The organism is Geobacter sp. (assembly GCF_027327745.1).
Lineage (GTDB): Bacteria > Desulfobacterota > Desulfuromonadia > Geobacterales > Geobacteraceae > Geobacter.
Genome location: NZ_DAHVYG010000009.1, coordinates 1 through 26,189 on the forward strand (window position 1 = coordinate 1; position 26,189 = coordinate 26,189).

The 26,189-nt window shown below is 64.6% G+C and carries 19 protein-coding genes and 1 pseudogene; all 20 read left to right on the forward strand.

From position 1 onward, the window contains the following. The first annotated feature begins 332 nt into the window (after positions 1 to 332). The 20 genes and pseudogenes from M6689_RS01965 to M6689_RS02060 all read left to right on the forward strand — a co-directional run bounded on the left by M6689_RS01965 (position 333) and on the right by M6689_RS02060 (position 26,118). Entirely contained in the window at positions 333 to 1,604 is a 1,272-nt protein-coding gene (locus M6689_RS01965) for an ATP-grasp domain-containing protein (RefSeq protein ID WP_298267186.1), read from the forward strand. 25 nt (positions 1,605 to 1,629) lie between these two features. After that, entirely contained in the window at positions 1,630 to 4,359 is a 2,730-nt protein-coding gene (locus M6689_RS01970) for a citrate/2-methylcitrate synthase (RefSeq protein ID WP_298267188.1), read from the forward strand. 31 nt (positions 4,360 to 4,390) lie between these two features. After that, entirely contained in the window at positions 4,391 to 4,834 is a 444-nt protein-coding gene (locus M6689_RS01975) for a CBS domain-containing protein (RefSeq protein WP_298267190.1), read from the forward strand. Between the two features lie 131 nt (positions 4,835 to 4,965). Beyond that, a pseudogene (locus tag M6689_RS01980) lies at positions 4,966 to 6,669 on the forward strand (FAD-dependent oxidoreductase). Next, entirely contained in the window at positions 6,669 to 7,643 is a 975-nt protein-coding gene (locus tag M6689_RS01985) for a succinate dehydrogenase/fumarate reductase iron-sulfur subunit (protein ID WP_298267192.1), read from the forward strand. The pseudogene M6689_RS01980 and the gene M6689_RS01985 overlap by 1 nt, the downstream one beginning before the upstream one ends. Before the next feature lie 10 nt (positions 7,644 to 7,653). Next, on the forward strand, positions 7,654 to 8,502 hold the full coding sequence (locus tag M6689_RS01990) for a CoB--CoM heterodisulfide reductase iron-sulfur subunit B family protein (RefSeq protein WP_298267194.1): 849 nt from the start codon (positions 7,654 to 7,656) through the stop codon (positions 8,500 to 8,502). A 275-nt stretch (positions 8,503 to 8,777) separates the two neighbouring features. Next, a complete protein-coding gene (locus tag M6689_RS01995; RefSeq protein ID WP_298267196.1) occupies positions 8,778 to 9,557 on the forward strand; it encodes a hypothetical protein in 780 nt (259 codons plus the stop codon). Between the two features lie 86 nt (positions 9,558 to 9,643). Then, positions 9,644 to 10,195, forward strand: coding sequence for a cytochrome c3 family protein (locus tag M6689_RS02000; RefSeq protein WP_298267198.1), 552 nt, complete (start codon positions 9,644 to 9,646; stop codon positions 10,193 to 10,195). 72 nt (positions 10,196 to 10,267) lie between these two features. After that, on the forward strand, positions 10,268 to 11,050 hold the full coding sequence (locus tag M6689_RS02005) for a 4Fe-4S dicluster domain-containing protein (RefSeq protein WP_298267201.1): 783 nt from the start codon (positions 10,268 to 10,270) through the stop codon (positions 11,048 to 11,050). A 2-nt stretch (positions 11,051 to 11,052) separates the two neighbouring features. Then, complete coding sequence (gene nrfD, locus M6689_RS02010) at positions 11,053 to 12,306, forward strand: NrfD/PsrC family molybdoenzyme membrane anchor subunit (protein WP_298267203.1); 1,254 nt, start codon at positions 11,053 to 11,055, stop codon at positions 12,304 to 12,306. A gap of 139 nt (positions 12,307 to 12,445) precedes the next feature. After that, positions 12,446 to 13,249: a c-type cytochrome gene (locus M6689_RS02015; RefSeq protein WP_298267205.1), complete on the forward strand. Its 804-nt coding sequence runs from the start codon at positions 12,446 to 12,448 to the stop codon at positions 13,247 to 13,249. Continuing rightward, entirely contained in the window at positions 13,249 to 16,824 is a 3,576-nt protein-coding gene (locus tag M6689_RS02020; protein ID WP_298267207.1) for a nitrate reductase subunit alpha, read from the forward strand. Before M6689_RS02015 ends, M6689_RS02020 begins: the two co-directional genes overlap by 1 nt. A 136-nt stretch (positions 16,825 to 16,960) precedes the next feature. Next, a complete protein-coding gene (gene narH, locus M6689_RS02025) occupies positions 16,961 to 18,412 on the forward strand; it encodes a nitrate reductase subunit beta (protein ID WP_366949714.1) in 1,452 nt (483 codons plus the stop codon). Next, positions 18,409 to 19,026: a molecular chaperone TorD family protein gene (locus tag M6689_RS02030; protein ID WP_298267212.1), complete on the forward strand. Its 618-nt coding sequence runs from the start codon at positions 18,409 to 18,411 to the stop codon at positions 19,024 to 19,026. The genes narH and M6689_RS02030 overlap by 4 nt, the downstream gene beginning before the upstream one ends. Beyond that, positions 19,020 to 19,703, forward strand: coding sequence for a respiratory nitrate reductase subunit gamma (locus tag M6689_RS02035; protein ID WP_298267215.1), 684 nt, complete (start codon positions 19,020 to 19,022; stop codon positions 19,701 to 19,703). The genes M6689_RS02030 and M6689_RS02035 overlap by 7 nt, the downstream gene beginning before the upstream one ends. A 97-nt stretch (positions 19,704 to 19,800) precedes the next feature. Next, complete coding sequence (locus M6689_RS02040; RefSeq protein ID WP_366949715.1) at positions 19,801 to 21,054, forward strand: nitrate/nitrite transporter; 1,254 nt, start codon at positions 19,801 to 19,803, stop codon at positions 21,052 to 21,054. A gap of 90 nt (positions 21,055 to 21,144) precedes the next feature. After that, positions 21,145 to 22,530, forward strand: coding sequence for a NarK family nitrate/nitrite MFS transporter (locus M6689_RS02045; protein WP_298267221.1), 1,386 nt, complete (start codon positions 21,145 to 21,147; stop codon positions 22,528 to 22,530). Between the two features lie 85 nt (positions 22,531 to 22,615). Then, a complete protein-coding gene (gene glp / locus M6689_RS02050; protein WP_298267223.1) occupies positions 22,616 to 23,824 on the forward strand; it encodes a gephyrin-like molybdotransferase Glp in 1,209 nt (402 codons plus the stop codon). Positions 23,825 to 23,845: 21 nt separating this feature from the next. After that, positions 23,846 to 24,520 (forward strand): 2Fe-2S iron-sulfur cluster-binding protein, encoded by a 675-nt coding sequence (locus tag M6689_RS02055; protein ID WP_298267225.1) that lies wholly within the window; start codon positions 23,846 to 23,848, stop codon positions 24,518 to 24,520. Positions 24,521 to 24,522: 2 nt separating this feature from the next. Then, positions 24,523 to 26,118, forward strand: a complete 1,596-nt coding sequence (locus M6689_RS02060) for an FAD-binding protein (protein ID WP_298267227.1) — start codon at positions 24,523 to 24,525, stop codon at positions 26,116 to 26,118. Positions 26,119 to 26,189 lie beyond the last annotated feature (71 nt).

Sequence of the window (26,189 nt, forward strand, 5' to 3'; positions counted from 1 at the left end):
AGCGTCCCTACAACTGTACCCCATTTCGCGCCCAAGGAAAGAACGTAACCCTTCTCACCCACCACGTTACGGCGGGGAAACATCGGTTCTTGCCCGCCCCCACTCCCCATCAGCTACTTCACTAAAAAAGTTCCGCATAATCAAATGGTTAAAATTTTTCATGGTGCCCAACGCTTTTGGTATGCCGCTTGCCATTGATAACGGCAACCTGCTCTTCCGAGCGCACGCGTTACTGCCTTATTCTGTATCAGGGAGGCGACCAAACTGTCAGAGGCGAGGAGAGTTGTTGTATCAGGCGAAGTGACTATAAAGAAGACAATGAGGAGGACCATATGCAGTTGACAGGATTAAAGTACGGGAGAAGGCTGCTCGATCTGGTCGAGTTTCCGGTGTCGCCGGTTTTGACAGAGGATGCGTCCCACGATGAGATCAATGCGCTCATCGCATCCCATGGGGGCAAATGCATTGTCAAGCCGGTCTTTCTGGGTGGAGTGGGGAAAAAGGGGAAGGCGGGGCTCGTGCGTGTCGCCACCAACGTCTTTGACGCCATGGTGGCAAAGCGCGAGCTCTTCTTTGCCGCCCACCACCAGGGAAACCGCGAGGTGCAGGCGTGCGGCGTGACCTTTGAGGGATACATCGAATCGGACATCGAGATCTACGTGAGCATCACCGAGTCGAGCGAGTACCGGATGCCGGTCCTCCTCCTGACCGCAAAGGGGGGGATCGACGTGGAGGACGTCCCCCCCGAGGAGAAGCGGACCATCGTCTTCAACCCGGTCACGGGGGTGAAGTCGTTCCACATCAACGACGCCCTGCGGGAGCTGAAGTGCCCCTCCCACTACATCAGCTCCCTGGTGCAGCACCTGCCGAAGCTCTGGCAGCTCTACGACAACTACGGGCTCACCACCCTGGAGCTGAACCCGATCCGGATGGGGAAGGTGAAGGGGCGCTACGTCCCCTTCGCCTGCGACATCAAGGCCTCCTTCGACCAGGACAACCCGGCCTGGAAGCGGCTCGGCTACCCCGAGGAGATCTTCTCCACCACCATCACCCAGTTCGAGGCGGAGATCAACGTCCTGCGGACCCACCAGGGACAGAGCGACGTGACGGAGGTGAACCCGAAGGGGACGATCCTCCCCTTCATCTTCGGGGGTGGGGCCAACAGCGCCGCCACGGAGATCCTGGGGGACCGGGCGATCATCTCCTCCGACTTCGGCGGCAACCCCCCCTACGAGAAGATGAAGGCCATCGCCGACATAACCTTCCGCCACTGGCTCCCCCAGGCGCACGTGGTGCTCCTGATCGGGGGAAGGGCCAACAACACCAACATCTTCACCACCTTCAGGGCGATCTTCGATTCGCTGCGGGAACATATCCGCCTGAACCCCGACATCTTCGTGGTGGCGGGGCGCGGCGGCCCCATGGTGGTGGAGGGGATGGTCTGCGGCAGGGACGTCCTCGACTCCCTGCGGGTACCCTACCGCTTCTTCGGCCACGACAGCAGCATGATGAGTGTGCTGCAGCATGCCATGGAGATTGATTCCTTTCGCGAACCGAAACCTGCCGCGATGGCACCGAAACACTATAAAGCCATAGCGGCGTGAAGACTGATGCAGCAAGGAGTCGGCAATGAACTATCAGAACAATCCCTTTCCCTATCACGTTGGCGTCCAGTCGCTGCACGAGCTGGCCAACAAGCATTCCCGGGTCTGCATCATGAACATCCGGGGGACCGAGAGCTCCCTGGTCACCCCCGTATCCCACGCCTACAGCGGCGGGAACGTGGTGGCCGGAGTCCAGTACGGCGAGCCCGGCGGAGCCTTCGAGACCCCCATCGGCGACATCCCGGTCTTCGGGAGCATCTCCGACGTCATCAGGGCCGGGATCCACTTCGACACGGGAGTGATCTATCTCCCCCCCGGCGCCGTTTCCCATGCGGTGTCGGAGATGTGCGCCCGCAACGTCCATCTGAAGCGGATCGTCATCGTGACCGAAAAGGTCTCGGCCCGGGATTCCCGCCTGATCCGCTACGGCTGCCAGAACAGGAAGGTGGACGTGATCGGGGCCAACACCCTGGGGATCGCCAACTCCTGGGACCAGGTGCGGATCGGCGGCGCCCTGGGGGGAGACTCTCCCGCCCAGAGCCTGCGCAAGGGGAGCGTGGCCATCTACAGCAACTCCGGCAACTTCAGCACCACCATCTCCGAGTACCTGAAGACCGCCGGCTTCGGCACCTCCACCATCCTCAGCAGCGGCAAGGACATCTACATCCATTTCGCCCTGGCGGAGTTCCTCTACTGCGCCGAGAACGACCCCAGAACCAAGGCGGTCGTGGTCTACGTGGAGCCGGGGGGGTACTACGAGAAGCAGGCCATGGACTGGATCGAGGAGGGGCGCTTCAAGCTGACCAAGCCAATCGTCGCCTGCGTGACGGGACGGTGGAAGAAGAACCTCACCCGGTCGTGCGGCCACGCGGGGGCCATGGCGGGATGCGGTGACGACGCCGAGGCGAAGGAGGGGTGGTTCGACGCCTTCTTCGGGGTGCCGGTGTTCGAACCGGCAAAGCCGCAAGTCTCCAAGCGGGGGGTCCGCATCAGGACCATCCAGGATGTCCCCGAGGCGGTTAGCGCCTGCATGGAGCTTTTAGGCGAGCATCCCGACTTCCCCTCCACGGGGGATCTGAGCCTCAAGCCGTGGTTCGTGAACGACCAGGAGCTGGAGCTCCCCCCCCAGCTCCGGATGCAGCCGGTAAGGGCCATCTCCCCCTACGGGGAGGAGATCGAGAAGTTCAACCGGCTGGTGGGGGCCCGCATCATGCGGGAGCCGATGAGAAACCGCTCCGGGGCAAGCTTCATCGACCCCTCCGATTTCACCATCGCGCTCCAGGGCCGAAAGCTCCTCGATCTCATCGAGTGCCCCTTCGGCGCCGTGACCCTCTTCTCGGTCCTGAAGAGCATGCCCGACGCGGGGCAGATGGCCATCGTCAACCCGCTCCTCAACTGGTTCACGGCCCGGGGGAGCACCCACGTCGATACCGTGGCCCGGGGGAGGGCCAACGGCTGCACCCCCAACGCTGCAATCGGGGCCGAGGTGATGCTTGCGGGGAACAACCGGCTCTTCGAGGAGCTGCGCGCCACGAGCTCCTGGCTCATCGACCGCTTCTTCCCCGAGACGGGTTCGGATCTCACGGTCAACGAGGAGCTGATCGAGACCATATGCCAGAGCGCCGAAGGGTTCCCCGCCACGGAGGGGGAAGCCCAGTCGGAAGAACTGGCGGACTACTTCGGGGCGCTCCTGCGGACCCACGGCCAGGAGACGATCCTGACCCGCTTTGCCCAGGCTTACAGCGAGCAGCGCCGGGCCGCAGGGGAGCCGGCCGACTCCTTCACGCTCCTTCTCGCGGCCATGCTCCTGGGGCTTGCCTGGAAACCCCTGGCCGAGCGCCGCATCGTCCGGGAGACGGCCCAGGACCTCGGGACCTACCTGGGGCTTAACGGGATCATCGCCGGGGTCTCCCCCGTTACTCCCGAAAAGAACCGCTTCTGGCAGCAGCTCCACACCCTGGACGATCCGGCGGTTCTGGCCACCGATTTCGCGTCGACCTGTTTCCAGATCCTCTTCAACCGCGCGCCGAACGAGCAGGAGCTCTTCACCTACAACGCGCTCCTCAACCTGACCGTCACCAACGGCCCGGGGACCCTGAGCGCCAAGGGGGCCAAGGAGAGCGTCAGCGCCCGAAACCATATCGCCACGGCCTACGCCGGCTTCATGACCAACACCGGCCTGGCCCACGGCGGCAACGGCTTCGAGTCGGTCGGCTACCTGCTGGACATCTTCGCGGAGACCGATCCGTACCAGAGCGACCCGGCGGACCTGGACCACGTGCTGAATGCCCTGGCGGCCCAGGCGACCCAGGAGTTCGTGGCCCGGAAGAGGAAGGCGAAGATGGAAGGGGCCACGGAGAGGATTCCGTGCATCAACCACCCGGTGTTCCGCGACCGGCCCGAGAACCATGACCCGCGGGAGGTTCACATCCGCAACCTGCTCAAGGCCAGGGGGGTCACAAATCCCTTCCTGGAGTTCTACCATCACCTGGTGAAAGAGCTCCATGCCGAGGGGGTGACGGACAACGTCTACTGCGTCAACGTCGACGCGGCCATCGCCTGCATCGCGCTGGATCTCCTCTGGAAGCAGCTGGCCCAGGGGGAGATCAGCGAGCAGGAGGCCCGGGAGATCGTCTTCATCATGTTCCTCCATGGCCGGATGGCGGGGGTGGCGGCCGAGATCGCCGACCACCGGAGCAGGGGGCAGGACCTCGACTGCCGCACCCAGCCCCACGAGCTGGCGTATCTGGCGTAAACCCAACACATTTCTTAAAGGAGGTGGCTCCATGGAGGCCCTGAAGAAAATCCGCAACACCCCCGTATCCGAGCTCATGCAACGAGACGTGGTGACCATCGACGGGAGCCGGACCGTGGCCCAGGCGATCCAGCTCATAAAGAGCAGGGAGGTGGCGAGCCTCGTGGTGCTCCCCCGCAACGAGGACGACGTCTACGGGATCCTCACGGTGCGGGACATCCTGGGGAAGGTCATCGACCCGGGGGAGAACATCTACCGCGACATCTGGAACACCCAGGTCCACGACATCATGACCAAGCCGGTCTACAGCATCGACCCGACCATGCGGGTGAAGTACGCCCTGCGGATGATGAACAGGCTCGGCGTGCGGCGGCTGGTGGTGCTGCGGGGGCACGAGCTGGCGGGGATCATCAGCGAGATCGAGATCTTCCGCGCGGTGGAGGATCTGCCGTCGGTGGCCCAGGTGGCTTTGTAGAACTATTTCCTCCCCCCTTTACAAAAGGGGGGCTGGGGGGGGGGATTTGCCTTCATCCCCGTTTAAATCCCCCTAAATCCCCCTTTTTCAAAGGGGGACTTTCCTAGCGTATCCCACACAGGGAGTCAGTCATGGATCATAGATACGACATAGTCATCGTCGGCGCCGGAGGCGGGGGACTCTTCGCCGCCCTGGAGGCGGTCCGCACCAACCCCCGGGTCTCCGTCGCCGTCATCTCCAAGGTCTACCCGACCCGCTCCCACACCTCCGCCGCCCAAGGGGGGGTCAACGCGGCCCTGGCCAACAAGGACAAAGACGACACCGTGGAGCTCCATCTCTTCGACACCGTCAAGGGGAGCGACTACCTGGCGGACCAGGATGCCGTGGAGTACCTCTGCAGCCAGGCCCCCGCGGTGGTGCGGGAGCTGGAGAACCTCGGAGCCCCCTTCTCGCGGTTTGCCGACGGCACCATCGCCCAGCGCCCCTTCGGCGGGACGGTGAAGGACCGCTGCTGCTACTGCGCCGACAAGACCGGCCACACCATCCTCCACACCCTCTTCGAGCAGTGCCTGCGCCGGGGGGTGACCTTCTTCAACGAGTACTTCCTCCTCTCCCTGGAGCACGCCGACGGCGCGTGCCAGGGGGTCATCGCCCTGGACATGCGCACCGGCGCCATCGAGACCTTTGTGGCGCCGGTCGTCATCCTGGCCACCGGGGGCCACGCCAAGATGTACTGGAACCGCTCCAGCAACGCCGCCGGCAATACCGGCGACGGACAGGCCGCGGCCCTGCGGGCCGGCATCCCCCTGAAGGACATGGAGTTCATCCAGTTCCACCCCACGGGCTTGCGCAAGAGCGGCCTCCTGGTGACCGAGGGGGCCCGGGGCGAGGGGGGATATCTCCTCAACCGCCACGGGGAGCGCTTCATGGCCCGCTACGCCCCCCAGAAGATGGAGCTGGGTCCCCGGGATCTGGTGGCCCGCTCCATGGAGACGGAGATCATCGAAGGAAACGGCTTCGAGAGCGACGCCGGGAGCTACCTCGAGCTGGATCTGCGCCACCTGGGGGCCGAGGCGATCAGGAAGAAGCTCCCCCAGATCCGGGAGCTCTCCATGCACTTCGAGGGGGTGGACCCCGTCGAGGAGCCGATTCCCGTGCGCCCCACGGCCCACTACGCCATGGGGGGGATCGACGCCACCATGGCGAAGACCGCGGTCCGCGGCGTCTACGCCGTGGGGGAGTGCGCCTGCATCTCCGTGCACGGGGCCAACCGGCTGGGGGGGAATTCGCTGCTGGACATCCTGGTGTTCGGGAAGCTGGCGGGGCGGGAGGCGGCCCTGGAGGCCCCGGAGCGAAACGCCCACGGGATCACCCCCGCGGCGGTCAGGAGGGTGGCCGACGAGATCGGGTCGTACACGGGTCACGAACGGTACGAGCGCTACGGGATCATCCGGGAGGAGATGGGGAAGACCATGGGGGACAACGTGGGGATCTACCGGGTCGAGGAGCGGCTCCGCAAGGGAGTCGAGGAGCTCCGGGCACTGCGGGAGCGCTTCCGGCGCATCAGGCTCTTCGACACGGGGACCGTCTACAACACCAACCTGATCCAGATCCTGGAGCTGAAGAACATGCTCGACCTGGCCCTCTGCGTGGCCGTCGCCGCCCTGGAGCGGCAGGAGAGCCGGGGGTCCCACTACCGGTAGGACTTCCCCCGGCGGGACGACGAGGCGTGGCACCGCCATTCCCTCTGCACCATGGGGGGAGACGGCGGGGTGCGGCTCGACCGCAAGGCCGTGACCATGGGGAAATACGCCCTCGGGACAAGGAGCTACTAATGGAAAGGCGAGAGGTTTCCTTCCGCATCTACCGGTACAACCCCCAGGCGGACCGCACCCCCTTCTACGACAACTTCAGGATTGCGGTGGAGAAGGGGATCACCATCCTGCGGGCCCTGAACCACATCAAGGAGCAGCTGGAGCCGCGCCTGACGTTTCGGGCCTTCTGCCAGGCGGGGATCTGCGGCTCCTGCGCCGTGCGCATCAACGGGGTCTCCAGGCTGGCCTGCACGACCCAGGTCTGGGATCTCCTCACGGGAAGCGGCGACGGCCCGATCCTCATCGAGCCCCTGGGGAACCTGGAGGTGATCCGGGACCTGGTGGTGGACATCAACCCGATCATGGAGAAGCTGAAGCGCAACTACAGCTGGGTCAGGCCGGCCATCCCCGAGGAGGAGATGGGGCGAAAAGAACACCTCGTGAGCGACGGGGAGTTCGAGACCATCAACGCCGCAAGCGACTGCATCCTCTGCGGGTCGTGCTACTCGGAGTGCAGCATGATGGGGGTGAACCGCCGCTACATCTCCCCGCCGGTCCTCCTCAAGGCATTCCGGATGAACAACGACACCCGCGACACCCTCGGCTGCGAACGGCTGCGGGAGGTGACCGCCGACAACGGCCTGTGGGACTGCACCCACTGCCACAGGTGCACGGAGCACTGCACCAAGAAGATACCGATCATGGACGGCATCCACCGGCTGCGGGAGGAGGCCTTCGAGCGGGGGATGACCCAGTCGGAGGGGGCCCGCCACGCCCGGGCCTTCTACGACGACATCCGCGACCTCGGACGGCTGAAGGAGGTCACCCTGCCGCTTCGCACCAAAGGGATGCTCGGGAGCCTCAAAATGTTGCCCCTGGCGCTCAGGATGGGGCTCAAGGGGAGAAGGCCCCCCCTGCTGGTGAAACGGATTCCCCAGATCGAGAGGGTGAGGGAAATCTACAGCCGCCTGGAAGCGAACCGGGGCGAGAGATAGGGAGGTCCCCATGAAATACGCCTATTTCCTGAGTTGCATCAACGAATCCATGACCAAAGAGGTGGACCGCGCCCTGAACCTGTGGAAGAAGGACCTGGGGATCGAGCTGGTCAACCTGGAGAAGGGTACCTGCTGCGGGGGGAGCAACCTCGACTACGTGAGCCCCGACCACTTCATCGTCGTCAACGGGCGAAACCTCGCCCTGGCGGAACGGATGGGGCTCGATCTCGTGACCTCCTGCAGCACCTGCCTCCTGACCCTGCGCCGGGCCAAGCATCTCCTGGACACCTTGGCCGAAAAGCGGGAGCTGGTGAACGCCCAACTGGCGTACGAAGGGCTCCGCTACGGCGGCACCAGCGACGTGAAGCACCTCCTCTGGGTGATCACCGAGGATTACGGGCTGGAGCGGCTTGCCCAAAAGGTCACCACACCCCTGCAGGGGGTCCGCTTCGCCCCCTTCTACGGCTGCCACATCCTGAGGCCCTCCGCTCTCCTGGGGAGGGACGACCCCGCCGCCCCCGCCGCCCTGGACCGCCTCGTGGAGGCCCTCGGCGGGAGCGTCGTGGAGTACGGGTCCAGAAACAAGTGCTGCGGCTTCCACACCCTGCTCGTGGCGGAGAAGCAGTCCCTCGCCATGACGGGAAACGCCCTGGAGGACGCGGTGCGGGCCGGGGCCGACTACATCGTCACCCCGTGCCCCTTGTGCCACACCGCCTTCGATGCTTACCAGGACAAGGCCCTGGACGGCAGGGACGTTTCCCGGAACATTCCGGTGCTGCATCTCTCCCAGATGATCGGCCTGGCCCTGGGGTATTCCGGAAAAGAACTCGGCATAGACCTCCACATGATCGCCGCGTAGGAGCGCTTGCTGCCATGGGCGCTCCTTTCGGAGGCCGGGGGACGCCCCGGCCTTTTTTTGGGTCGTAACCCTTCCCTCCCATATGTTACCGGCAGGTAACGCCAACACGGCTCCCCAGCCCTTCCATTGCCCGATCTCGCCCTAATAAGTTTCGCCATATCAAATAGTTACAACTTTTTATCCCACCCGGCGCATTTGGTACGTCGCTTGCGATTATGAAATCACTCCAAGGTTTCCGGATGTCGCACCCATCGCTTCACAGGGAGGTGAAGGTCATGGGAAAAATACTGGAGCTGGTCGGCGGTCCCCCTGCATCGGGAAAGAGCACCTACGTTCGGGCAAAGTACGGAGACAGAGGCACCAGGGAGTTTGTGCACCTCGACTATGACGCCATGGTGGTCAAGGAAGTGGAAAGGTCGTGCGGAAGGGTCGCAGAGCAGGATGTCAGGGATCACGTCAGCATGGTGTACGGTTTCGAGAGATCGACGGTAATTTACGGTGATGCATCGAGGGTAACGGTGGATTGGCCCTTCTGCGTCTCGAAACGGGCCGAGGAGTATATCTCCATCGGTCACAACGCCGGTCGTTTTGTCGAATGTAATTTTTTTACCGCCCAGGCCACCGAGGCGTGGAAGAGATCGCTGACCAGGCATGTGGCCGGCGAATACAACGCGTTCACGGTGTTCCTCAACAAGAATACCAACATTGCCGAAGCGCTCAGGCCCAGCTTCAGGATCTTCCTGGAGGCCCATCGCGACATGCCGGCATCCGTTGAAAGGATATTCCCCCAGGCCGATGCGGCGTTTCTGTGGGACAACAACGAGAGGGATGCCGTGCCGGTCATCATCGCGACCTGCAAAAAAGGCGAGAAGATCCAGATCATCGACCAGGCCCGATGGGACAAGTTTCAGTACAAGAGGGAGATCGACATTGATGCCGGGTTCGAGGTCCTGAGCAGCCATGTCGAGGAATTCATGGGCAGGCCGAGGACCCTCTTCGAAGTCAGGTACGCCAATCTGATCCGAAGCGCAAGGGAGAAGGAGTGTGTGATTTAGCCGATTCGAATTGACATTCGGCAACAAGGTGCTGTCATTGCATTAACGGCAGTTTAGGAACAGACCGGGAGAGAAGGGAGATCACCATGGGGAGTCATGTCTGGCGGCCGCTCTATATCGCCGCGGCCCTGATCGCTGTGGTCCTGGTTGCCAGGACCTTCCTGGTGCCGGAAGACTTCGGCATCCACGAGCGGGGGTACATGTACGGCTGGCACCGCAAGGGGAATGAGGCCGAATGGAAGGCCGTGACGGTGAAATACCGGACGGCCGCGTACTGCAGGGAGTGCCACGCCGACAAGGCGGAGAGCATCAGCCGCACCCCCCACGGGATCATCTCCTGCGAGAACTGCCACGGTCCGGCCCTGAACCATCCCGACGACCCTCCCACCCTCACCATCGACAGGAGCCGGGCGCTCTGCCTGCGCTGCCACGCCGCTCTCACCACCCCCTCCAGCGGCAGGGCAAAGATCGCCGGGATCAACCCCGAAACCCACAACCCCGAGGCGGAGTGCACCTTGTGCCACGACCCCCACAATCCGATCTCATCTCAAGGTGAGGCTCTTGCAAAACGTCATGAGGAGGGCGGGATGCAAGGCGCAAGCGAACGAGGAAGCGAGGCGTACCCATCGGTACGTTGAGCTTTCGAGCGAGCGGCAACAAAGCAGACCGGCCCCGCAGTAGTTTTGCAAGAGCCTCAAGGAGTCACAGGGATGAACAGGCGCGACTTTCTCAAGAATAGCATCACGGTCATCGCGGGTCTGGCGGTTCCCCTCTCGGCCCTGGAACTGATCAGCCCGAGAACGCTCCTTGCCAGGAAGGAGGACGGGTCGGCGGTGCGGTGGGCCTTTCTGGTGGACACCCAGGCGTGCGTGGGGTGCGGCTTCTGCGTCAAGGCGTGCAAGACGGAGAACGAGATCCCCTACGAGGCCGGCATCACCCGCACCTGGGTGGAGCGGTACGTGGTCACCGGAAAGGGGAAGAGCTGCGTGGACTCCCCGCAGGGGGGGCGGGAGGGCTTCACCTCGGACCGGATCGACCAGGGGGAGGAAGGGCACCGGGAGCTCGCCAGGGACGACGTCGAAAAGGCGTTCTTCGTCCCCAAGCTCTGCAACCACTGCGAGAGCCCCGCCTGCGTCCAGGTCTGCCCCGTGGGGGCCACCTACCAGACCCCCGACGGCGTGGTCCTGGTGGACAGGAAGCACTGCATCGGCTGCGCCTACTGCATCATGGCGTGCCCCTACGGGGTCCGCTCCTTCCATCCGGTCCACAAGACGGCTGAGAAGTGCACCTTCTGCTACCATCGGATCACGAAGGGGATGAAGACCGCCTGTGTCGACGCCTGCCCCTTCGGCACCAGGAAGATCGGCAACCTGCGCAACCCCGACGATCCGGTGACGAAGACCATCATGTCCGGACGGGTCGGGGTCCTGAAGGAAGAGTACGGCACCAAACCGCAGGTCTACTATCTCGCCCTTTCCCGGGAGGTGAAATAGCCATGGTACACGGAGAAGCCTGGACCATCAAGGAGCTGTTCGTCTACCCCAACGAGTACATCTACTGGACCATCCAGATCGTCATGTACCCCTTCATGACCGGGCTTGTGGCCGGTGCCTTCGTCCTCTCCTCCCTCTACCACGTCTTCGGGATCAGACAGATGAAGGACATCGCCCGCTTTTCCCTGGTCTTCTCCTTCGCCCTCCTCCCCGTGGCCATGGTGCCGCTCCAGCTCCACCTCCAGCACCCGGAGCGGGGGATCGAGGTGATGCTCACCCCCCACTTCACCTCGGCCATCGCCGCCTTCGGCATCGCCTTTTCCACCTACGGGATGATCGTCGCCTCGGAGCTCTGGTTCGTCTACCGGCGGCACTTCGTGGAGACGGCCCTCTCACTCAAGGTGAAGCGGAACAAAAACCTCCCGGAGCGAGGAAGGTATCTCCTCTTTTCGGCCCTCACCCTCGGCGCGTGGGACGTCAGCGAGCATGCCCTGGCAAAGGACGAAAAGGCAGTGAAGGTCATGGCGGCGACGGGGATCCCGGTCGCCTGTCTCCTCCACGGCTACGCCGGCTTCATCTTCGGCTCGGTCAAGGCCAACGCTCTCTGGACCACCCCCCTCATGCCCTTCATCTTCATCTGCTCCGCCGTGGTCTCGGGGATCGCCCTCTGCGTCCTCTGCTACATCGTGACCATGGAGATCCGCAAGCTGATCGTCGGCTGGAAGAGAAAGAACGACCCGAGCCTCCCCACCCCCGAGCAGATCAAGACCGTGGAGATGTACGAGGTCACCATGACCGCCAAATATCTCGTCATGGCCCTGCTGGCGGCCCTGGGGCTGGAGCTCCTGGACCTCCTCTTCAGGGACTACGCCAAGTTCCGCTCGTGGGAGATCGTGCGAAGTCTCATCTACGGCAAGGATTTCGTGAATGTCTTCGTGATCCAGTACGGCCTCGGCAACCTGGTCCCCCTCATCCTCTTCCTCCTGCCGCGGCTCACCGTGAGGCGGGCGATCGTCGCCACGCTCCTGGTCCTCATGGGGGTGTTCATGATGCGGTGGAACCTGGTCATCGGCGGACAGGGCTTTTCGGCCTCCTTTGCCGGCTTCATGCACTACGACCTCCCCATCATTCCCCGCGACATCGAGACCTTCAAGGAAGGGCTGCCGGGCGCCATACTGGTGGGGATACTCCCGTTCGTCATCTTCTGGGGATTGAACAAGATCTTCCCCGTCTTCAAGGGGGAGGATTCCCACTGAGACGGCTTTGAAACTAATTGCGCTTTCTTGATTAAAGTCAATGCAGGAAAGTTGCAGGACCTTACTCTAAAGCTAAACTTAGACTATACCCAAAGGTGTCGTTAATTAACAAAAACAACTGGTCGACAGGAGGAAAGTCATGACGAGAGGAATTCTCCGAGCAGCGGTCAGCCATCTCTCCCTGATCCTGATGCTGTCACTCGCGCCCCACGCTTACGGCGATGCCGGCAAGGAGCTGTTCGACAAGCAGTGTTCCGGCTGTCACACCATCGGCGGCGGCGACGCGGGGGGGCCGGACCTGAAGGGGGTAACCGGGAAGCGGCCGGAGGAGTGGCTCGTCAAGGTCATCGTGGAGCCCGACAAGCTGACGGCCGCCAGGGATCCGGTCCAGTTGGAGCTCGTCAAGAAGCATGGGTACGAGATGCCGAACCTGGGGATAAGCCGCGACGATGCCCTGCAGATTATCGCCTATCTGAAGGCGGCGAGCGGGGGAGGAGCCGTGGCGGGGGAGCAGCCGGCAGCCGAAGCGGCGAAACCGGCGGAAACGGTGGTGACACCCGAGCTGGCTACCCGGGGGAGGGCCCTCTTCACCGGGGCGAAGCCCTTCGCCAAGGGGGGCGCCCCCTGTGCGGCCTGCCATCCGTTCCGGGCCCCGGGGGTATCGGGCGGCAATATGGCCGCCGACCTCTCCGACCTCTACGAGGGGATGGGGGAGCAGGGGCTTCGCGGCGTGCTGAAGAGCCTCAAGTTTCCCGTCATGAAAAAGGTGTATGAAAACCGCCCCCTGACCGAGGAGGAGATTACCGCCATCGTCGCCTTCTTAAAGGATGCGGCGGCCCAGAAGCGGGGGGGATGGTCCTTCGACATCTTTCCCCTGGCCGGTACCGGCTTCTTTGTCTTTTGTCTCGCGGGGTTGATTCTCTACAAGAGGAGGACCAGATAATGACGCACGAACGGATCAAGGACGACTACACCCCGGCTGGCCGTGACTGGGAAGAGTTCTACCGCAACCGCTACCAGTACGACAAGGTGGTGCGGAGCACCCACGGAGTCAACTGTACCGGAAGCTGCAGCTGGATGGTCCACGTGAAGGACGGCATTGTCTGCTGGGAACTCCAGGCGAACGACTATCCCCAGTTCAACGGCGAGATCCCCAACCACGAGCCCCGGGGGTGCACCCGGGGGATCAGCTTCTCCTGGTACCTCTACAGCCCGATGCGGGTGAAGTACCCCTACGTGCGCGGCCCCCTCCTCGACCTCTGGCAGAAGGCACGGGCCCGCTTTGACGACCCGGTGGAGGCGTGGCGGAGTATCGTGGAGGACCCCGAGGCGAGGAAGAGCTACACCAGCAAGCGGGGGATGGGGGGCTTAAGGCGCGCATCGTGGGACGAGGTGGTGGAACTGATCGCCGCCTCCACCATTTACACGGCCAAGAAGCACGGTCCCGACCGGGTCATCGGCTTCTCTCCGATCCCGGCCATGTCGATGATCAGCTACGCGGCCGGCACCCGTTTCCTCCAGCTCTTCGGCGGGGTGGCCATGAGCTTCTACGACTGGTACTGCGACCTTCCCCCCGCCTCGCCCCAGATCTGGGGGGAGCAGACCGACGTGAACGAGTCGGCCGACTGGTACAACGCCACGAACATCGTCCTGTGCGGCGCCAACGTACCCATGACCAGGACCCCCGACTCCCACTATCTCGTGGAGGCTCGCTACCGGGGGGCCAAGGTGACGGTCATCTCCCCCGACTACAACATCGCGAGCAAGTTTGCCGACACCTGGCTCCCGGTGGCCCAGGGGCACGACGGCGCCTTCTGGATGGCGGTGAACCACGTGATCCTCACCGAGTGCTACGCCGATCGAAAAGTCCCCTTCTTCGAGGATTATGCCAGGAAGTTCACCGACCTCCCCTTCCTGGTGAAGCTCGACGAGAAGGAAGGGGCCTGGCAGGCGGGAGAGCATCTCCGGGCGGCGGAGCTCGCCCGCGGCGCGGGGCTTGAGCACGCCGAATGGCTCCTCTGCGTGGCCGACGACTCCGGCGAGGTGCGAATCCCCAACGGCAGCCTCGGCTCCCGCTGGAGCAAGGCCGAGGGGAACTGGAACCTGGACATGCGGGACCTGGCGGACGGCTCCGAGATCGCCTGCCGCCTCTCCTTCCTGGGGGAAGAGACCCGCAAGGTCCGCTTCCGCTTCGAGGGGACGGGGGAGGTTATCCGGGAGGTCCCGGTCCGGCGGATCAGGACAGCCACAGGCGAGGCGACGGTCGCCACGGTCTTCGACCTCCTCATGGCCCAGTTCGGCGTCTCCCGGGGGCTCGGCGGCGACTACCCGAAGGACTACGATTCCGACCGGCCCTTCACCCCGGCCTGGCAGGAAAAGTACACCGGCATCGGCCGGGAAACCCTGATCCGCTTCGCCCGGGAGTGGACGGAAAACGGCGAGGCGAGCGGCGGCCGCAACATGGTCATCGTCGGCGCCGGGATCAACCACTGGTACCACAACGACCTCATCTACCGGGGGATCATCACCGCCCTGATCCTCACCGGGAGCGTGGGGCGAAACGGCGCCGGGCTCGCCCACTACGTGGGGCAGGAGAAGGTGGTGCCGCTGGCCCCCTGGACCACCATCGCTATGGCCCAGGACTGGGTGAAGCCCTCACGCCTCCAGAACACCCCGAGCTTCTGGTACATCCACTCGGACCAGTGGCGCTACGACCGGAGCTACGTCGACTACTTCAAGCCCGAGACGGGCGAGAAGATGCCGCTCCACTCCGCCGACATGAACGCCAAGGCGGTCCGGCTCGGCTGGCTCCCCTTCGCCCCCCACTTCAACGACAGCCCCTTCAGGCTCGTGGAGAAGGCCCGGGCCGCGGGGGCCGCCACCGACGAGGAGATCCGCGCCTGGCTCGTCGGGCAGCTAAAGAGCGGCCAGGTCCGCTTCGCCATCGAGGACCCGGACGGGGCGGGAAACTCCCCCAAGGTCTGGTTCATCTGGCGCGCCAACGCCATCTCCGCCAGCGCCAAGGGACACGAGTACTTCCTGAAGCATGTCCTCGGCGCCCCCAACGCCGCCTGCACGGCCAGGGAGCTCGCCAAGGGGGAGGTAAAGGACATCGTCTGGCACGAGCAGGCCCCCGAGGCGAAGGTGGATCTCGTGATCGACCTGAACTTCCGGATGGACACCTCGGCGGTCTACTCCGATATCGTCCTTCCCGCGGCCACCTGGTACGAGAAGTCCGACCTCAACACCACCGACATGCACTCCTTCGTGAACTGCATGGACGCCGCCGTCCCCCCCTCGTGGGAGTCGAAGCCCGACTGGCAGACCTTCGCCCTCATCGCGAAGAAGGTGAGCGAGCTGGCGCCGCGCCACTTCCCCGGGCCGGTGAAGGACGTGATCGCCGCCCCCCTCCTCCACGACACCCCCGGCGAGATCGCCCAGCGCCGGGTGCAGGACTGGAAGCTCGGGGAGTGCGAGCCGCTGCCGGGCAAGACCATGCCGAACATCGCCCTCGTGGAGCGGGACTACGCAAACCTCTACAACCGCTTCGCGTCGCTCGGGCCGGGGATCGGCCATCTTCACGCCCACGGCGTCTCCTGGGAGGCGGACGACGTCCACGAGAGGCTCCTGCGGCAGATGCCGACCCGCAGCTGGGGGGAGAAGCGCTACATCGACCTGGCCGATGAGAAGGTCGTGGCCGACGTGATCCTCGCCTTTGCCCCCGAGAGCAACGGCGAGCTCGCCTACCGGGCCTACGAGAACCTGGAGAAGCGGGTCGGCAAGCCTCTTGCCCCCATCGCCGCCGGCAACCGCGACTTCCGCATCACCTGGGAGGAGATCACCCAGAAGCCGCGCCGCTACGTGAGCACCCCGGTCTGGAGCGGGCTCGTGACCGAGGGGCGCCCCTACTCCCCCTACACCCTGAACGTGGAGTACGGGGTGCCGTGGCGCACCCTCTCGGGGCGCCAGTCCCTCTACCTGGACCACCCCTACTACACCGCCTTCAACGAGGGGCTTCCCACCTTCAAGGCGAAGCTGGATCAGGGGATCCTCGGGGAAACCGAAGGGGAGGAGGGGCTTGTCCTCAACTTCCTCACCCCCCACGGGAAGTGGAGTATCCACTCCACCTACAGCGACAACCTCCGGATGCTCACCCTCTCCAGGGCGGGGCAGGTGGTCTGGCTGAACCACGAGGACGCCGCCGGGGCGGGGATCGCCGACAACGACGAGATCGAGCTCTTCAACGCCAACGGCGTCGTGGTCTGCCGGGCGGTGGTCTCGGCCCGCATCCCCAAGGGGGCGGCGATCATGTACCACGCGCCGGAGCGGACCCTCAACATCCAGAAGTCGCGGAAGAACGGCCGACGGGGCGGGGTCCACAACAGCCTCTCCCGCATCCTCCTGAAGCCGACCCTCATGCTCGGCGGCTACGCCCAGTTCAGCTGGTACTTCAACTACTGGGGACCGACCGGGGTGAACCGGGACTGCTACGTGGTGGTGCGGAAGCTGGAGAAGTGACGACCTGTCTTTGTTCCCCCCTTTGAAAAAGGGGGGCCAGGGGGGATTTTTCCCCGCCGGACGAAGGCAAATCCCCCTAAATCCCCCTTTTTCAAAGGGGGACTTAATGACCATAAACCGCACAGGGAGCGACGTCATGGACGTGAGAGCGCAAATTGTAATGGCATTCAATCTCGACAAGTGCATCGGCTGCCACGCCTGCAGCATCGCCTGCAAGAACATCTGGACCGACCGGCAGGGGGCCGAGTACATGTGGTGGAACAACGTGGAGACCAAGCCGGGGATAGGCTACCCGAAGAGGTGGGAGGACCAGGAGGAGTACCAGGGGGGGTGGGTCGCCGACGGGACCAACCTGCGGCTCAAGGGACTCGGCAAGGGGCCGACGCTGCTCAACATGTTCTACCAGCCCAACATGCCGAAGCTCGACGACTACTACGAGCCGTTCGACTTCGACTACGCCAACCTCTACAAGGCGCCGCCGGGGAGCGACCAGCCGGTGGCCGACGCCTTCTCCCAGATCTCCGGGGAGAAGATGCCGGTGATCCAGGGGGGGCCCAACTGGGACGACGACCTCTCCGGCTCCCAGCTCTACGCCGCCGGGGACGTGAACCTGGAGGAGAAGCGGCTCATCGAGGACTACGGCCGGATCTTCATGCATTACCTGCCGCGCATCTGCAACCACTGCGCGCACCCGGCCTGCGTCGCCTCCTGCCCCTCCCGGGCCCTCTACAAGCGGGGGGAGGACGGCATCGTCCTCGTGGACCAGAACGTCTGCCGGGGATGGCGCTTCTGCACGAGCGCCTGCCCCTACAAGAAGGTCTACTTCAACTGGGCGAGCGGCAAGGCGGAGAAGTGCATCTTCTGCTACCCGCGGGTGGAGACCGGCGTCTGTAGCTCCTGCGCCCACAGCTGCGTCGGAAGGATCCGCTACAACGGCGTCCTGCTCTACGACGCCGACAAGGTGGGCGACGCCCTCCTCAGGCGCGACGACCAGCTCGTGGAGGGGCACCGGGGGGTGATCCTCGACCCCCGCGACCCCCAGGTGCGGGAGGGGGCCAGGAAGAACGGCGTCTCCGACCAGTGGCTCGCGGCGGCGGAGAAGTCGCCGGTCTACGCCCTCGTCAAGGAGTTCGGCGTGGCCCTGCCGCTCCACCCCGAGTTCCGGACCATGCCGATGAGCTTCTACATCCCCGCCCTCTCGCCGGTCATCGGCTCGGCCGGCGAGCTCTTCGAGGTGGTGGAGCACGGGGAGATCCCGCCGCTGGAGAGCCTGCGGGCCCCCATCGGGTTCCTGGCGAGCCTTCTGGCCGGGGGGAACCGGGAGGTGATCACCCAGGTCCTTACCAAGCTCATCGCCCTGCGGATCCACATGCGGGCAAAGAGCCTCGGCCGGCCGGCCCCCACCGGGGCCCTGCAGGCGGCCGGGCTCGACGAGGCGGGGGCCGAGCGCCTCTACCGGCTCTTCGCCGTCGGCGGCTACGGGGAGCGCCACGTGGTCCCGCCCCGGCAGCGGGAGGAGCTGGAGGCCGAGCGCCGCAAGGGTGAGAGGGGCTTCGGCATCCTCAGGAAGACGAGGAGGGGGAAATGACCATCGCCGACTGCTACGCATCCCTTGCCCGGATGCTTGACTACCCCGTGGAAAAGGAGGGGCTCCTGGCGGCCGATGCCGTCGTCAGCGGCTTTCTCGGCAGCCGGGGGGTCGCTTCCCCCACCACCCCCTTCGCCGCGTACGTGACGGGCTCCACCCTGGCGGAGCTCCAGGAGGAGTACGTCGCCACCTTCGACTTCAACCCGGCGGCCGCCCCCTACCTGGGGCACCACCTTTACGGCGACAACCAGAAGCGGGTGACCTACATGATCGGCCTCAAGGGGGAGTTCGGCCGGCACGGCTTCGCCGTGGGGCGAAACGAGCTCCCCGACCACCTGGTGGTGGTCCTCCAGTTCCTGGCCCATCTGGCGCGAGAAGAGCGGGACGAGGTACGGCGCACCTTCATAGCCCAGCAGGTGCTCCCGGGGGTGGAGCGGCTCTGCGACGGCTTCGCCACCCGCGAGCACTCCCCGTGGCGCCCCGCCGCCGAGGCGGTCCGGCTTCTGTGCGCCGCGGACTGCGCCGGGGAGACGAATCAGGCGGACTCCGGCGGCGACGGTGCCGCCCCCATCCCGTCGAAGGCGACTTCGCAGAAGGAGGTGACGTCATGCTGAACAACCTGATCTTCATCGTGCTCCCCTACGCCGCCCTGGCGCTGGTCCTGATCGTGACCCCCTACCGCTGGTACACCAACCGCCTCACCTGGTCGGCCTACTCGACCCAGTTTCTGGAGCGCAAGACCCTCTACTGGGGGATCAACCCGTGGCACTACGGGATCATCCTGATCCTTCTGGCGCACCTTGCCGGGATCATCGCCCCCGGTGTGATGAAGCGGCTCCTCGGTCACATGGACGCCCTGATCTTCCTGGAGAGTGTCGGTCTCGGCCTGGGGTTCCTGGCCCTGTTCGGCAGCATCATCCTGCTGCTGCGCCGGGTCAACTCCCCCATGCTGAAACGGGTGACCTTCGCCGGCGACTGGGTCCTCCTCTTCCTCCTGATCGCCCAGACCGCCACGGGGATCTACATCTCCCTCTTCATGCGGTGGGGCTCCCAGTGGTACCTCCACACGGTGGTTCCCTACTTCTATTCGCTCCTCACCTTCAAACCGCAGCTGGAATACATGGCCGACTTTCCCCTCATCTTCAAGCTGCACGCGGCCGGGGCGTTTCTGATCGTGGCGCTCCTGCCGTTCACCAAGCTGGTCCATATGCTCTATCAGCCGATCACGTTCCTGAAGGACCCTCCCATCCTCTACCGCTGGCTCTCCAGGGCACGGGAGAGGGTGGGGTAACGGCAGTCTCAAGTAGTCGGAGGACGACGTCATGGAAACGCAACAGAACAAGATGGCATCGGTGGCAACGTGGGGTACCCAGATCAGGGAGCGCGCCATGGCGACCCACAGGCAGAGGCAGGTATCGGTGCTGACGATGAATACCTTTGCCTTTACCGTCTGCTTCGCGGTGTGGGTGATGTTCTCGATCATCGGCATCCCGATCAAGAGCGCCTTGAAGCTGAACGAGACCCAGTTCGGCATCCTGGCCGCCACCCCCATCCTCTCCGGCTCCCTGATCCGGCTCCCCCTCGGGATGTGGACCGACAAGTACGGCGGGCGGGTCGTCTTTTTCGTCCTGATGCTCTGCACCATCATCCCCATCTACCTGGTGAGCGCCGCCACGGAGTACTGGCAGTTTCTGCTGCTGGGGCTCTTCATCGGCCTTGCCGGCGGCTCCTTCTCGGTGGGGATCAGCTACACCGCCCGGTGGTTCACCAAGGCCCGGCAGGGGCTCGCCATGGGGATCTTCGGCGCGGGGAACGCGGGGGCGGCGGTGACCAAGTTCCTCGCCCCCTCCCTGGTGGTGGCCTACGGCTGGCAGACGGTCCCCAGGGTCTATGCGGCGGCCATGACCGTCACGGCCCTCCTCTTCTGGCTCTTCACCTTCACCGAGCACAGCCACAAGGTCGGCTCTTCCGTGACCATCAAGGACCAGCTGGCGGCGCTCAGAGACCCGAGGGTCTGGCGCTACTGCCAGTACTACGCCATCGTCTTCGGCGGCTACGTGGGGCTCTCCCTCTGGATGACCAAGTACTACATCAACGAGTACGGGTTCGGCATCAGGAGTGCGGCCTTGATGGCCGCCATCTTCGTCCTTCCCTCCGGCGTCATCCGTGCCCTTGGGGGGTGGCTCTCCGACCGGTTCGGCGCCCACACCGTCACCTGCTGGGTCATGTGGATCTCCGGCGGCTGCCTCTTCCTCCTCTCCCTGCCGAAGACCGCCCTGGTCGTCACCACCACCAACGGCCCCGTATCGCTCAACCTGGGCCTCAACGTCTGGCTCTTCACCGCCCTGCTCTTCGTGGTCGGGATCGCCTGGGGGTTCGGCAAGGCGTCGGTGTTCAAGCACATCTCCGACGAGTATCCCCACAACATCGGCGTCATCTCCGGCATCGTGGGGCTCGTGGGAGGACTGGGCGGGTTCGTCCTCCCCATCATGTTCGGCGCGCTGGTGGATCTGACCGGTGTCCGGAGCACCGCCTTCATGCTCCTCTACGGCTCCACCTGCGTCTCCCTCATCTGGATGTACCTGGCCCTGAAGAAGGAAAAAGCCCCTCGCAAGCTGAAGGCTGCGGACATATTGGAATAACCGGCCAATTTCAACGAAAGGAGAGAGAAGATGCCACCGCGTGTGTTAACGGAAGGAAAGCGATCGCCCGTAATGGAAGGAGAAAGAAAGATGTCATCCCATGTGTTGACGGAGTGGAACCCGGAAGACAAGACCTTCTGGGAAACAAAGGGGAAGGCCATCGCCACCCGCAATCTCTGGATCTCCATCCCCTGCCTCTTCCTGGCATTTGCCGTCTGGATGGTCTGGAGCGTGGTCTGTGTGAATCTTCCCCTCATCGGTTTCAAGTACGACACCAACCACCTCTTCTGGCTGGCGGCGCTCCCGGGGCTCTCAGGCGCGACGCTCCGCATCTTCTACTCGTTCATGGTGCCCATCTTCGGCGGGCGCAAGTGGACCGCCATCAGCACCGCGTCGCTCCTGATTCCCGCCGTGGGGATCGGCTTGGCCGTGCAGGATCCCACCACGAGCTACTCGACATTTCTGATCCTGGCCATTCTGTGCGGTTTCGGCGGCGGCAACTTCGCCTCCAGCATGGCCAACATCAGCTTCTTCTTTCCCAAGGCGCAGAAGGGGACCGCCCTGGGGCTCAACGCCGGCCTCGGTAATCTCGGGGTGAGCGGCATGCAGTTCCTGGTGCCGCTGGTGATCGGCACCGGCACGTTCGCCGCCATCTGCGGCCCCGCCCAAGTCTGCGTCATCGGGGCGCAGATCAAACCGATGTGGCTGCAAAATGCCGCCTTCATCTGGGTTCCGTTCGTTCTCGTCTCCACCATTGCCGCCTGGTTCGGGATGAATGACATCGCCAGCGCCAAGGCCTCCTTCAAGGATCAGGCGGTCATCTTCCGGCGTAAGCACAACTGGCTCATGTGCTGGCTCTACCTCGGCACCTTCGGTTCGTTCATCGGCTACTCCGCGGGGCTCCCCCTTCTGACCAAGTCCCAGTTTCCCGGCGTCAACCCGGTCAAGTACGCCTTCCTCGGCCCCCTGGTGGGTGCCCTGATCCGGCCGGTGGGGGGGTGGCTGGCCGACAAGCTCGGCGGTGCACGGGTCACCTTCTGGAACTTCATACTCATGGCCGGGGCCGTGGTCGGGGTGCTCGCGTTCCTCCCCCACGACGGCACCGGCGGGGACTTCTGGGGGTTTCTCGCCATGTTCATCCTCCTCTTCGCCACCACCGGGATAGGCAACGGCTCCACCTTCCGCATGATCCCGATAATCTTTCTGACCGAGCGGCAGCGGGAGGCGGAAGGGAAGGGAGAAGCGGCAAAAGAGCAGGCGATCAAGGACGCCGGGAAGGAAGCGGCCGCCGTGCTCGGCTTCACCTCGGCGATCGCCGCCTACGGCGCCTTCTTCATCCCCAAGAGCTTCGGCACAGCGATCACCATGACCGGCGGCCCGCAGACGGCCCTCTACGGATTCATCGCCTTCTACGCGAGCTGCATCGTGCTTACGTGGTGGTACTATTCGCGCAAGAACGCCGAAGTCCACTGCTGATCCATGCATACATCCATGGCTTGCGGCCCGCTTCCCGCGCCGAAGCGGGCCGCCGCCGATTCATCCGCCCCCGGGGAGCACCGCCATGATCACCATTGAGGAAGCCCGTCACATCATCCTGTCATCCATCCACCCCCTGGGCGGCGAGGAGGTCCCCCTCCTGCAGGCCCTGGGACGCGTGGCCGCCGAGGATGTCGTCTCACCCTGGGACATCCCGGGCGCCGACCACTCGGCCATGGACGGCTACGCCTTCGCCTTCGCCTCCCTGGCCGCCGGCCCCCTTGCGGTCTGCGATGTTGTCCACGCCGGCGCATCCCGTGATGAGCCGGTCCCCAAGGAGTGCGCGGTCAAGATCATGACCGGCGCCCCGATCCCCCCCGGCTGCGACACGGTGGTGCCGGTGGAGGACGTGCGTCTGGAGGGAGAGCGGATCTCCCTCCGGGTAGAGGTCCGCCAGGGGGACCACATCCGCCGCAGGGGCGAGGACGTGACGGCCGGCACCCGCGTCATCCCGGCGGGGGCGCTGCTTCGCCCCCAGGAGATCGGGATGCTCTCCTCCTTGGGACGGACCGCGGCCCAGGTCTTCCGCAGGGCCCGGTGCGGCGTCCTCTCCACGGGCGACGAGCTCCTCCAGCCAGGCTCCATCCCGCAGCCCGGAAAGATCATCAACAGCAACAGCTACAGCATCGCCGCCCAGATCCTGGAGGCGGGGGGAGAGCCGGTCATGCTCGGGATCGCCCGGGACGACCGGGAGGAGACGCGCCGCAAGATCGGCGAGGGGCTCCAGGCCGATCTCCTCATCACCACCGGCGGCGTCTCGGTGGGGGACAGGGACTTCGTCCGGGAGGCCCTCCTGGACCTGGGGGGGGAGATCAGGTTCTGGAAGGTGGCCATGAAGCCCGGGAAGCCGGTGGCCTTCGCCATGGTCCGGGAGAAGCCGGTCTTCGCCCTGCCGGGGAACCCCGTGGCGGCCATGGTCGCCTTCGAGCAGTTCGTCCGCCCGGCCCTCCTGACCATGATGGGGCACACCCAGATCTTCCGGCCCGTGGTCCGGGGGATTCTCACCGAGCCCATCAGGAACCGGGGTGAACGTCCCCACCTGGTGCGGGTCGCGGTCCGCCTCGCGGAGGGGCGTTACCAGGTGGCCGCCACCGGCGACCAGGGCTCGGCGCGGCTCTCCTCCCTCACCAGCGGCAACGGGCTCGTGAAGCTCTCCCCCGATGCCGCCCTGGCCGCCGGCAGCGAGGTGGAGATCCAGCTCCTGGACCGCCACTTCGAGATGGGAGGTCCGTAAGATAAACACTTGGGAGGTCCCATGAAGGGAGACGACGCCATCATCACCGTTGAACTGGAAGGGCGCAAGATCAAGGTCCCCGCCGGCCTCACCGTCATCGAGGCCCTCTGGGACACGGGCCATGACGTGAAACGCGGGATCGGCTGCCTCTCGGGCCTCTGCGGCGCCTGCACCGTCGCCTTCATCGAGAAGGAGAGCAAGAAGGTCAGGTTCGGTCTCGGCTGCCAGAAGGTGATCGAGGAGGGGATGAACGTCATCATGATCCCCTGCTTCCCCTGCCGGGCCGCCCGCTATTCCCTGGAGGCGATGGAAAACCCCCTTGAAAAGCTGAAGGAGCTCTACGACGAGCTTTACACCTGCAACGACTGCAGGGCCTGCAACATCTGCCCCGAATGGATCAACGTGGCCGGCGTCATGAGGGCTGCCATGGCTGGCGACTATGAATCGGCGGCAGCCCACGTGACGGACTGCATCATGTGCGGTCTGTGCGCCTCCCGCTGCCCGAAGAACATCGCCCCCCACTACGTGGCCCTCTACATCCAGAGGGCACTGGCCAGAGAGCGCCCCTCCCCTCCAAACCTCGGGAACCGGCTGGAGGAGATCGAGTCGTTCCGGTACGACGGGGAGTGGAGCAGGGTCGCCGCCATGGACGACGAGGCCCTCAAGGAGTTCTGTGCATCCATGGTGGGGAGATAAGTATGTACCCTCAGGCTATGTGCGACCTCATCGACATCGTCGACGGGACCCGGGAGAAGAGGAAGGGGGAGGCCATCGAGAGGCTCTCCGCCGAGGAGTTGAAGGCGCTTCTCGCCCGCTACCATCCCGATTACCGGGAAGCCGCCTTCAGGAACCTTCGGGTCGGCGTCAACCGGGGAGACCGGACGACCCACGAGATCGCCGACCTCCTGGAGGCGTTCAGCGACCTGGACCACTCGAAGATTGATCTTCGGCCCGAATACGACACCGACGTCCTGGTCCTGGGGGGAGGGGGGGCGGGGGTGACCGCCGCCCTCTTCGCCGAGGGGATGGGGGCGCGGGTGGTCCTCGCCACCAAGCTGCGGCTCGGCAACTCCAATACCATCATGGCCCTTGGGGGGATGCAGGTCTCGGTCCACGAAAGCGACTCCCCGGTTCGCCACTTCGCCGACACCATGGCTGCCGGCAAGTTTGCCGGGAACCGGAAACTGGTGAAGACCATGGTGGAGGACGGGCCGAGAATCGTCCAGTGGCTCCTGGATCTCGGAGTCGACTTCGACCGGGACGGGGAGGGGAACCTTGCCGTCAAGGGGGGCGGGGGGCTCAGCGCCCCGAGGATCATCTGCATCGGAGACTATACCGGCCTGAACATCATGAAGGTGCTGAAGGACCAGATCCGGCAGGTGGAGGGGATCGACGTCTTCGAGTTTTCGCCGGCGGTGGAGCTCACCACCAACGAGTTCGGCGAGTGCAACGGCGCGGTCCTCTACGACCTGGGGAGGAAGCGGCATTTCGTCGTCCGGGCCCGGGCGGTCGTCCTGGCCACCGGGGGCTCGGGGAGGCTCCACATGCAGGGGTTTCCCACCTCCAACAACTTCGGCGCCACGGGGGACGCCCTCGTCCTCGCCTACCGGGCCGGGGTCCGGCTCGAAGGGGTCGATTCGTTCCAGTACCACCCGACGGGGGTCATGTTCCCCGAGCACATGGTGGGGGTGCTGGTCACCGAGGCGCTCCGAAGCCTCGGCGCCCACCTGGTGAACGCCAAGGGGGAGCGGTTCATAAACGAGCTGGAGACCCGGGATGCCTGCGCCGCGGCCATCATCAGGGAGTGCGAACGGGGCAACGGCGTCGGGACCCTCTCCGGGGCCAAGGGGGTCTGGCTCGACACCCCGCTCCTCGAAGAGACCCAGGGGAAGGGGTTCCTCAAGGGGCGGTTCCCTTCCCTCTACCGTCATTTCATGCGGGTCCGGATCAACATCTCGAAGCAGCCCCTCCTGGTCTATCCCACCCTCCACTACCAGAACGGCGGCATTCTCATCGACGAGAAGGGGGAGACCACCGTCAGAAACCTCTTCACCGCCGGCGAGGCGGCAGGGGGGATCCACGGCAGGAACCGGGCCATGGGAAACTCGCTCCTCGACATCTTCGTCTTCGGCCGCAGAGCGGGCCTTGCGGCCGCCAAGAGGAAGTACAACGAAGCGGGGAACGTGACGCTGAACCATGTGCACCGGTACTACGACAGGCTGAAAGCGCTGCGGATCTCCTCCACCGCCAAGTCCCCCACCCTGTTCCCGGAATTCATCGTCAACAAGCTGTGACGCCCGACCCTCCCACCCCGCCCCCTTTACCTGCTACTGGCAGCAAATGTGACAGTATAATTAAAAACGGT

Coding starts and splice junctions, on each gene's coding strand:
- M6689_RS01965 (WP_298267186.1), top strand. CDS start 333: ATGCAGTTGACAGGATTAAAGTACGGGAGAAGGCTGCTCGATCTGGTC.
- M6689_RS01970 (WP_298267188.1), top strand. CDS start 1,630: ATGAACTATCAGAACAATCCCTTTCCCTATCACGTTGGCGTCCAGTCG.
- M6689_RS01975 (WP_298267190.1), top strand. CDS start 4,391: ATGGAGGCCCTGAAGAAAATCCGCAACACCCCCGTATCCGAGCTCATG.
- M6689_RS01985 (WP_298267192.1), top strand. CDS start 6,669: ATGGAAAGGCGAGAGGTTTCCTTCCGCATCTACCGGTACAACCCCCAG.
- M6689_RS01990 (WP_298267194.1), top strand. CDS start 7,654: ATGAAATACGCCTATTTCCTGAGTTGCATCAACGAATCCATGACCAAA.
- M6689_RS01995 (WP_298267196.1), top strand. CDS start 8,778: ATGGGAAAAATACTGGAGCTGGTCGGCGGTCCCCCTGCATCGGGAAAG.
- M6689_RS02000 (WP_298267198.1), top strand. CDS start 9,644: ATGGGGAGTCATGTCTGGCGGCCGCTCTATATCGCCGCGGCCCTGATC.
- M6689_RS02005 (WP_298267201.1), top strand. CDS start 10,268: ATGAACAGGCGCGACTTTCTCAAGAATAGCATCACGGTCATCGCGGGT.
- nrfD (WP_298267203.1), top strand. CDS start 11,053: ATGGTACACGGAGAAGCCTGGACCATCAAGGAGCTGTTCGTCTACCCC.
- M6689_RS02015 (WP_298267205.1), top strand. CDS start 12,446: ATGACGAGAGGAATTCTCCGAGCAGCGGTCAGCCATCTCTCCCTGATC.
- M6689_RS02020 (WP_298267207.1), top strand. CDS start 13,249: ATGACGCACGAACGGATCAAGGACGACTACACCCCGGCTGGCCGTGAC.
- narH (WP_366949714.1), top strand. CDS start 16,961: ATGGACGTGAGAGCGCAAATTGTAATGGCATTCAATCTCGACAAGTGC.
- M6689_RS02030 (WP_298267212.1), top strand. CDS start 18,409: ATGACCATCGCCGACTGCTACGCATCCCTTGCCCGGATGCTTGACTAC.
- M6689_RS02035 (WP_298267215.1), top strand. CDS start 19,020: ATGCTGAACAACCTGATCTTCATCGTGCTCCCCTACGCCGCCCTGGCG.
- M6689_RS02040 (WP_366949715.1), top strand. CDS start 19,801: ATGGCGACCCACAGGCAGAGGCAGGTATCGGTGCTGACGATGAATACC.
- M6689_RS02045 (WP_298267221.1), top strand. CDS start 21,145: ATGTCATCCCATGTGTTGACGGAGTGGAACCCGGAAGACAAGACCTTC.
- glp (WP_298267223.1), top strand. CDS start 22,616: ATGATCACCATTGAGGAAGCCCGTCACATCATCCTGTCATCCATCCAC.
- M6689_RS02055 (WP_298267225.1), top strand. CDS start 23,846: ATGAAGGGAGACGACGCCATCATCACCGTTGAACTGGAAGGGCGCAAG.
- M6689_RS02060 (WP_298267227.1), top strand. CDS start 24,523: ATGTACCCTCAGGCTATGTGCGACCTCATCGACATCGTCGACGGGACC.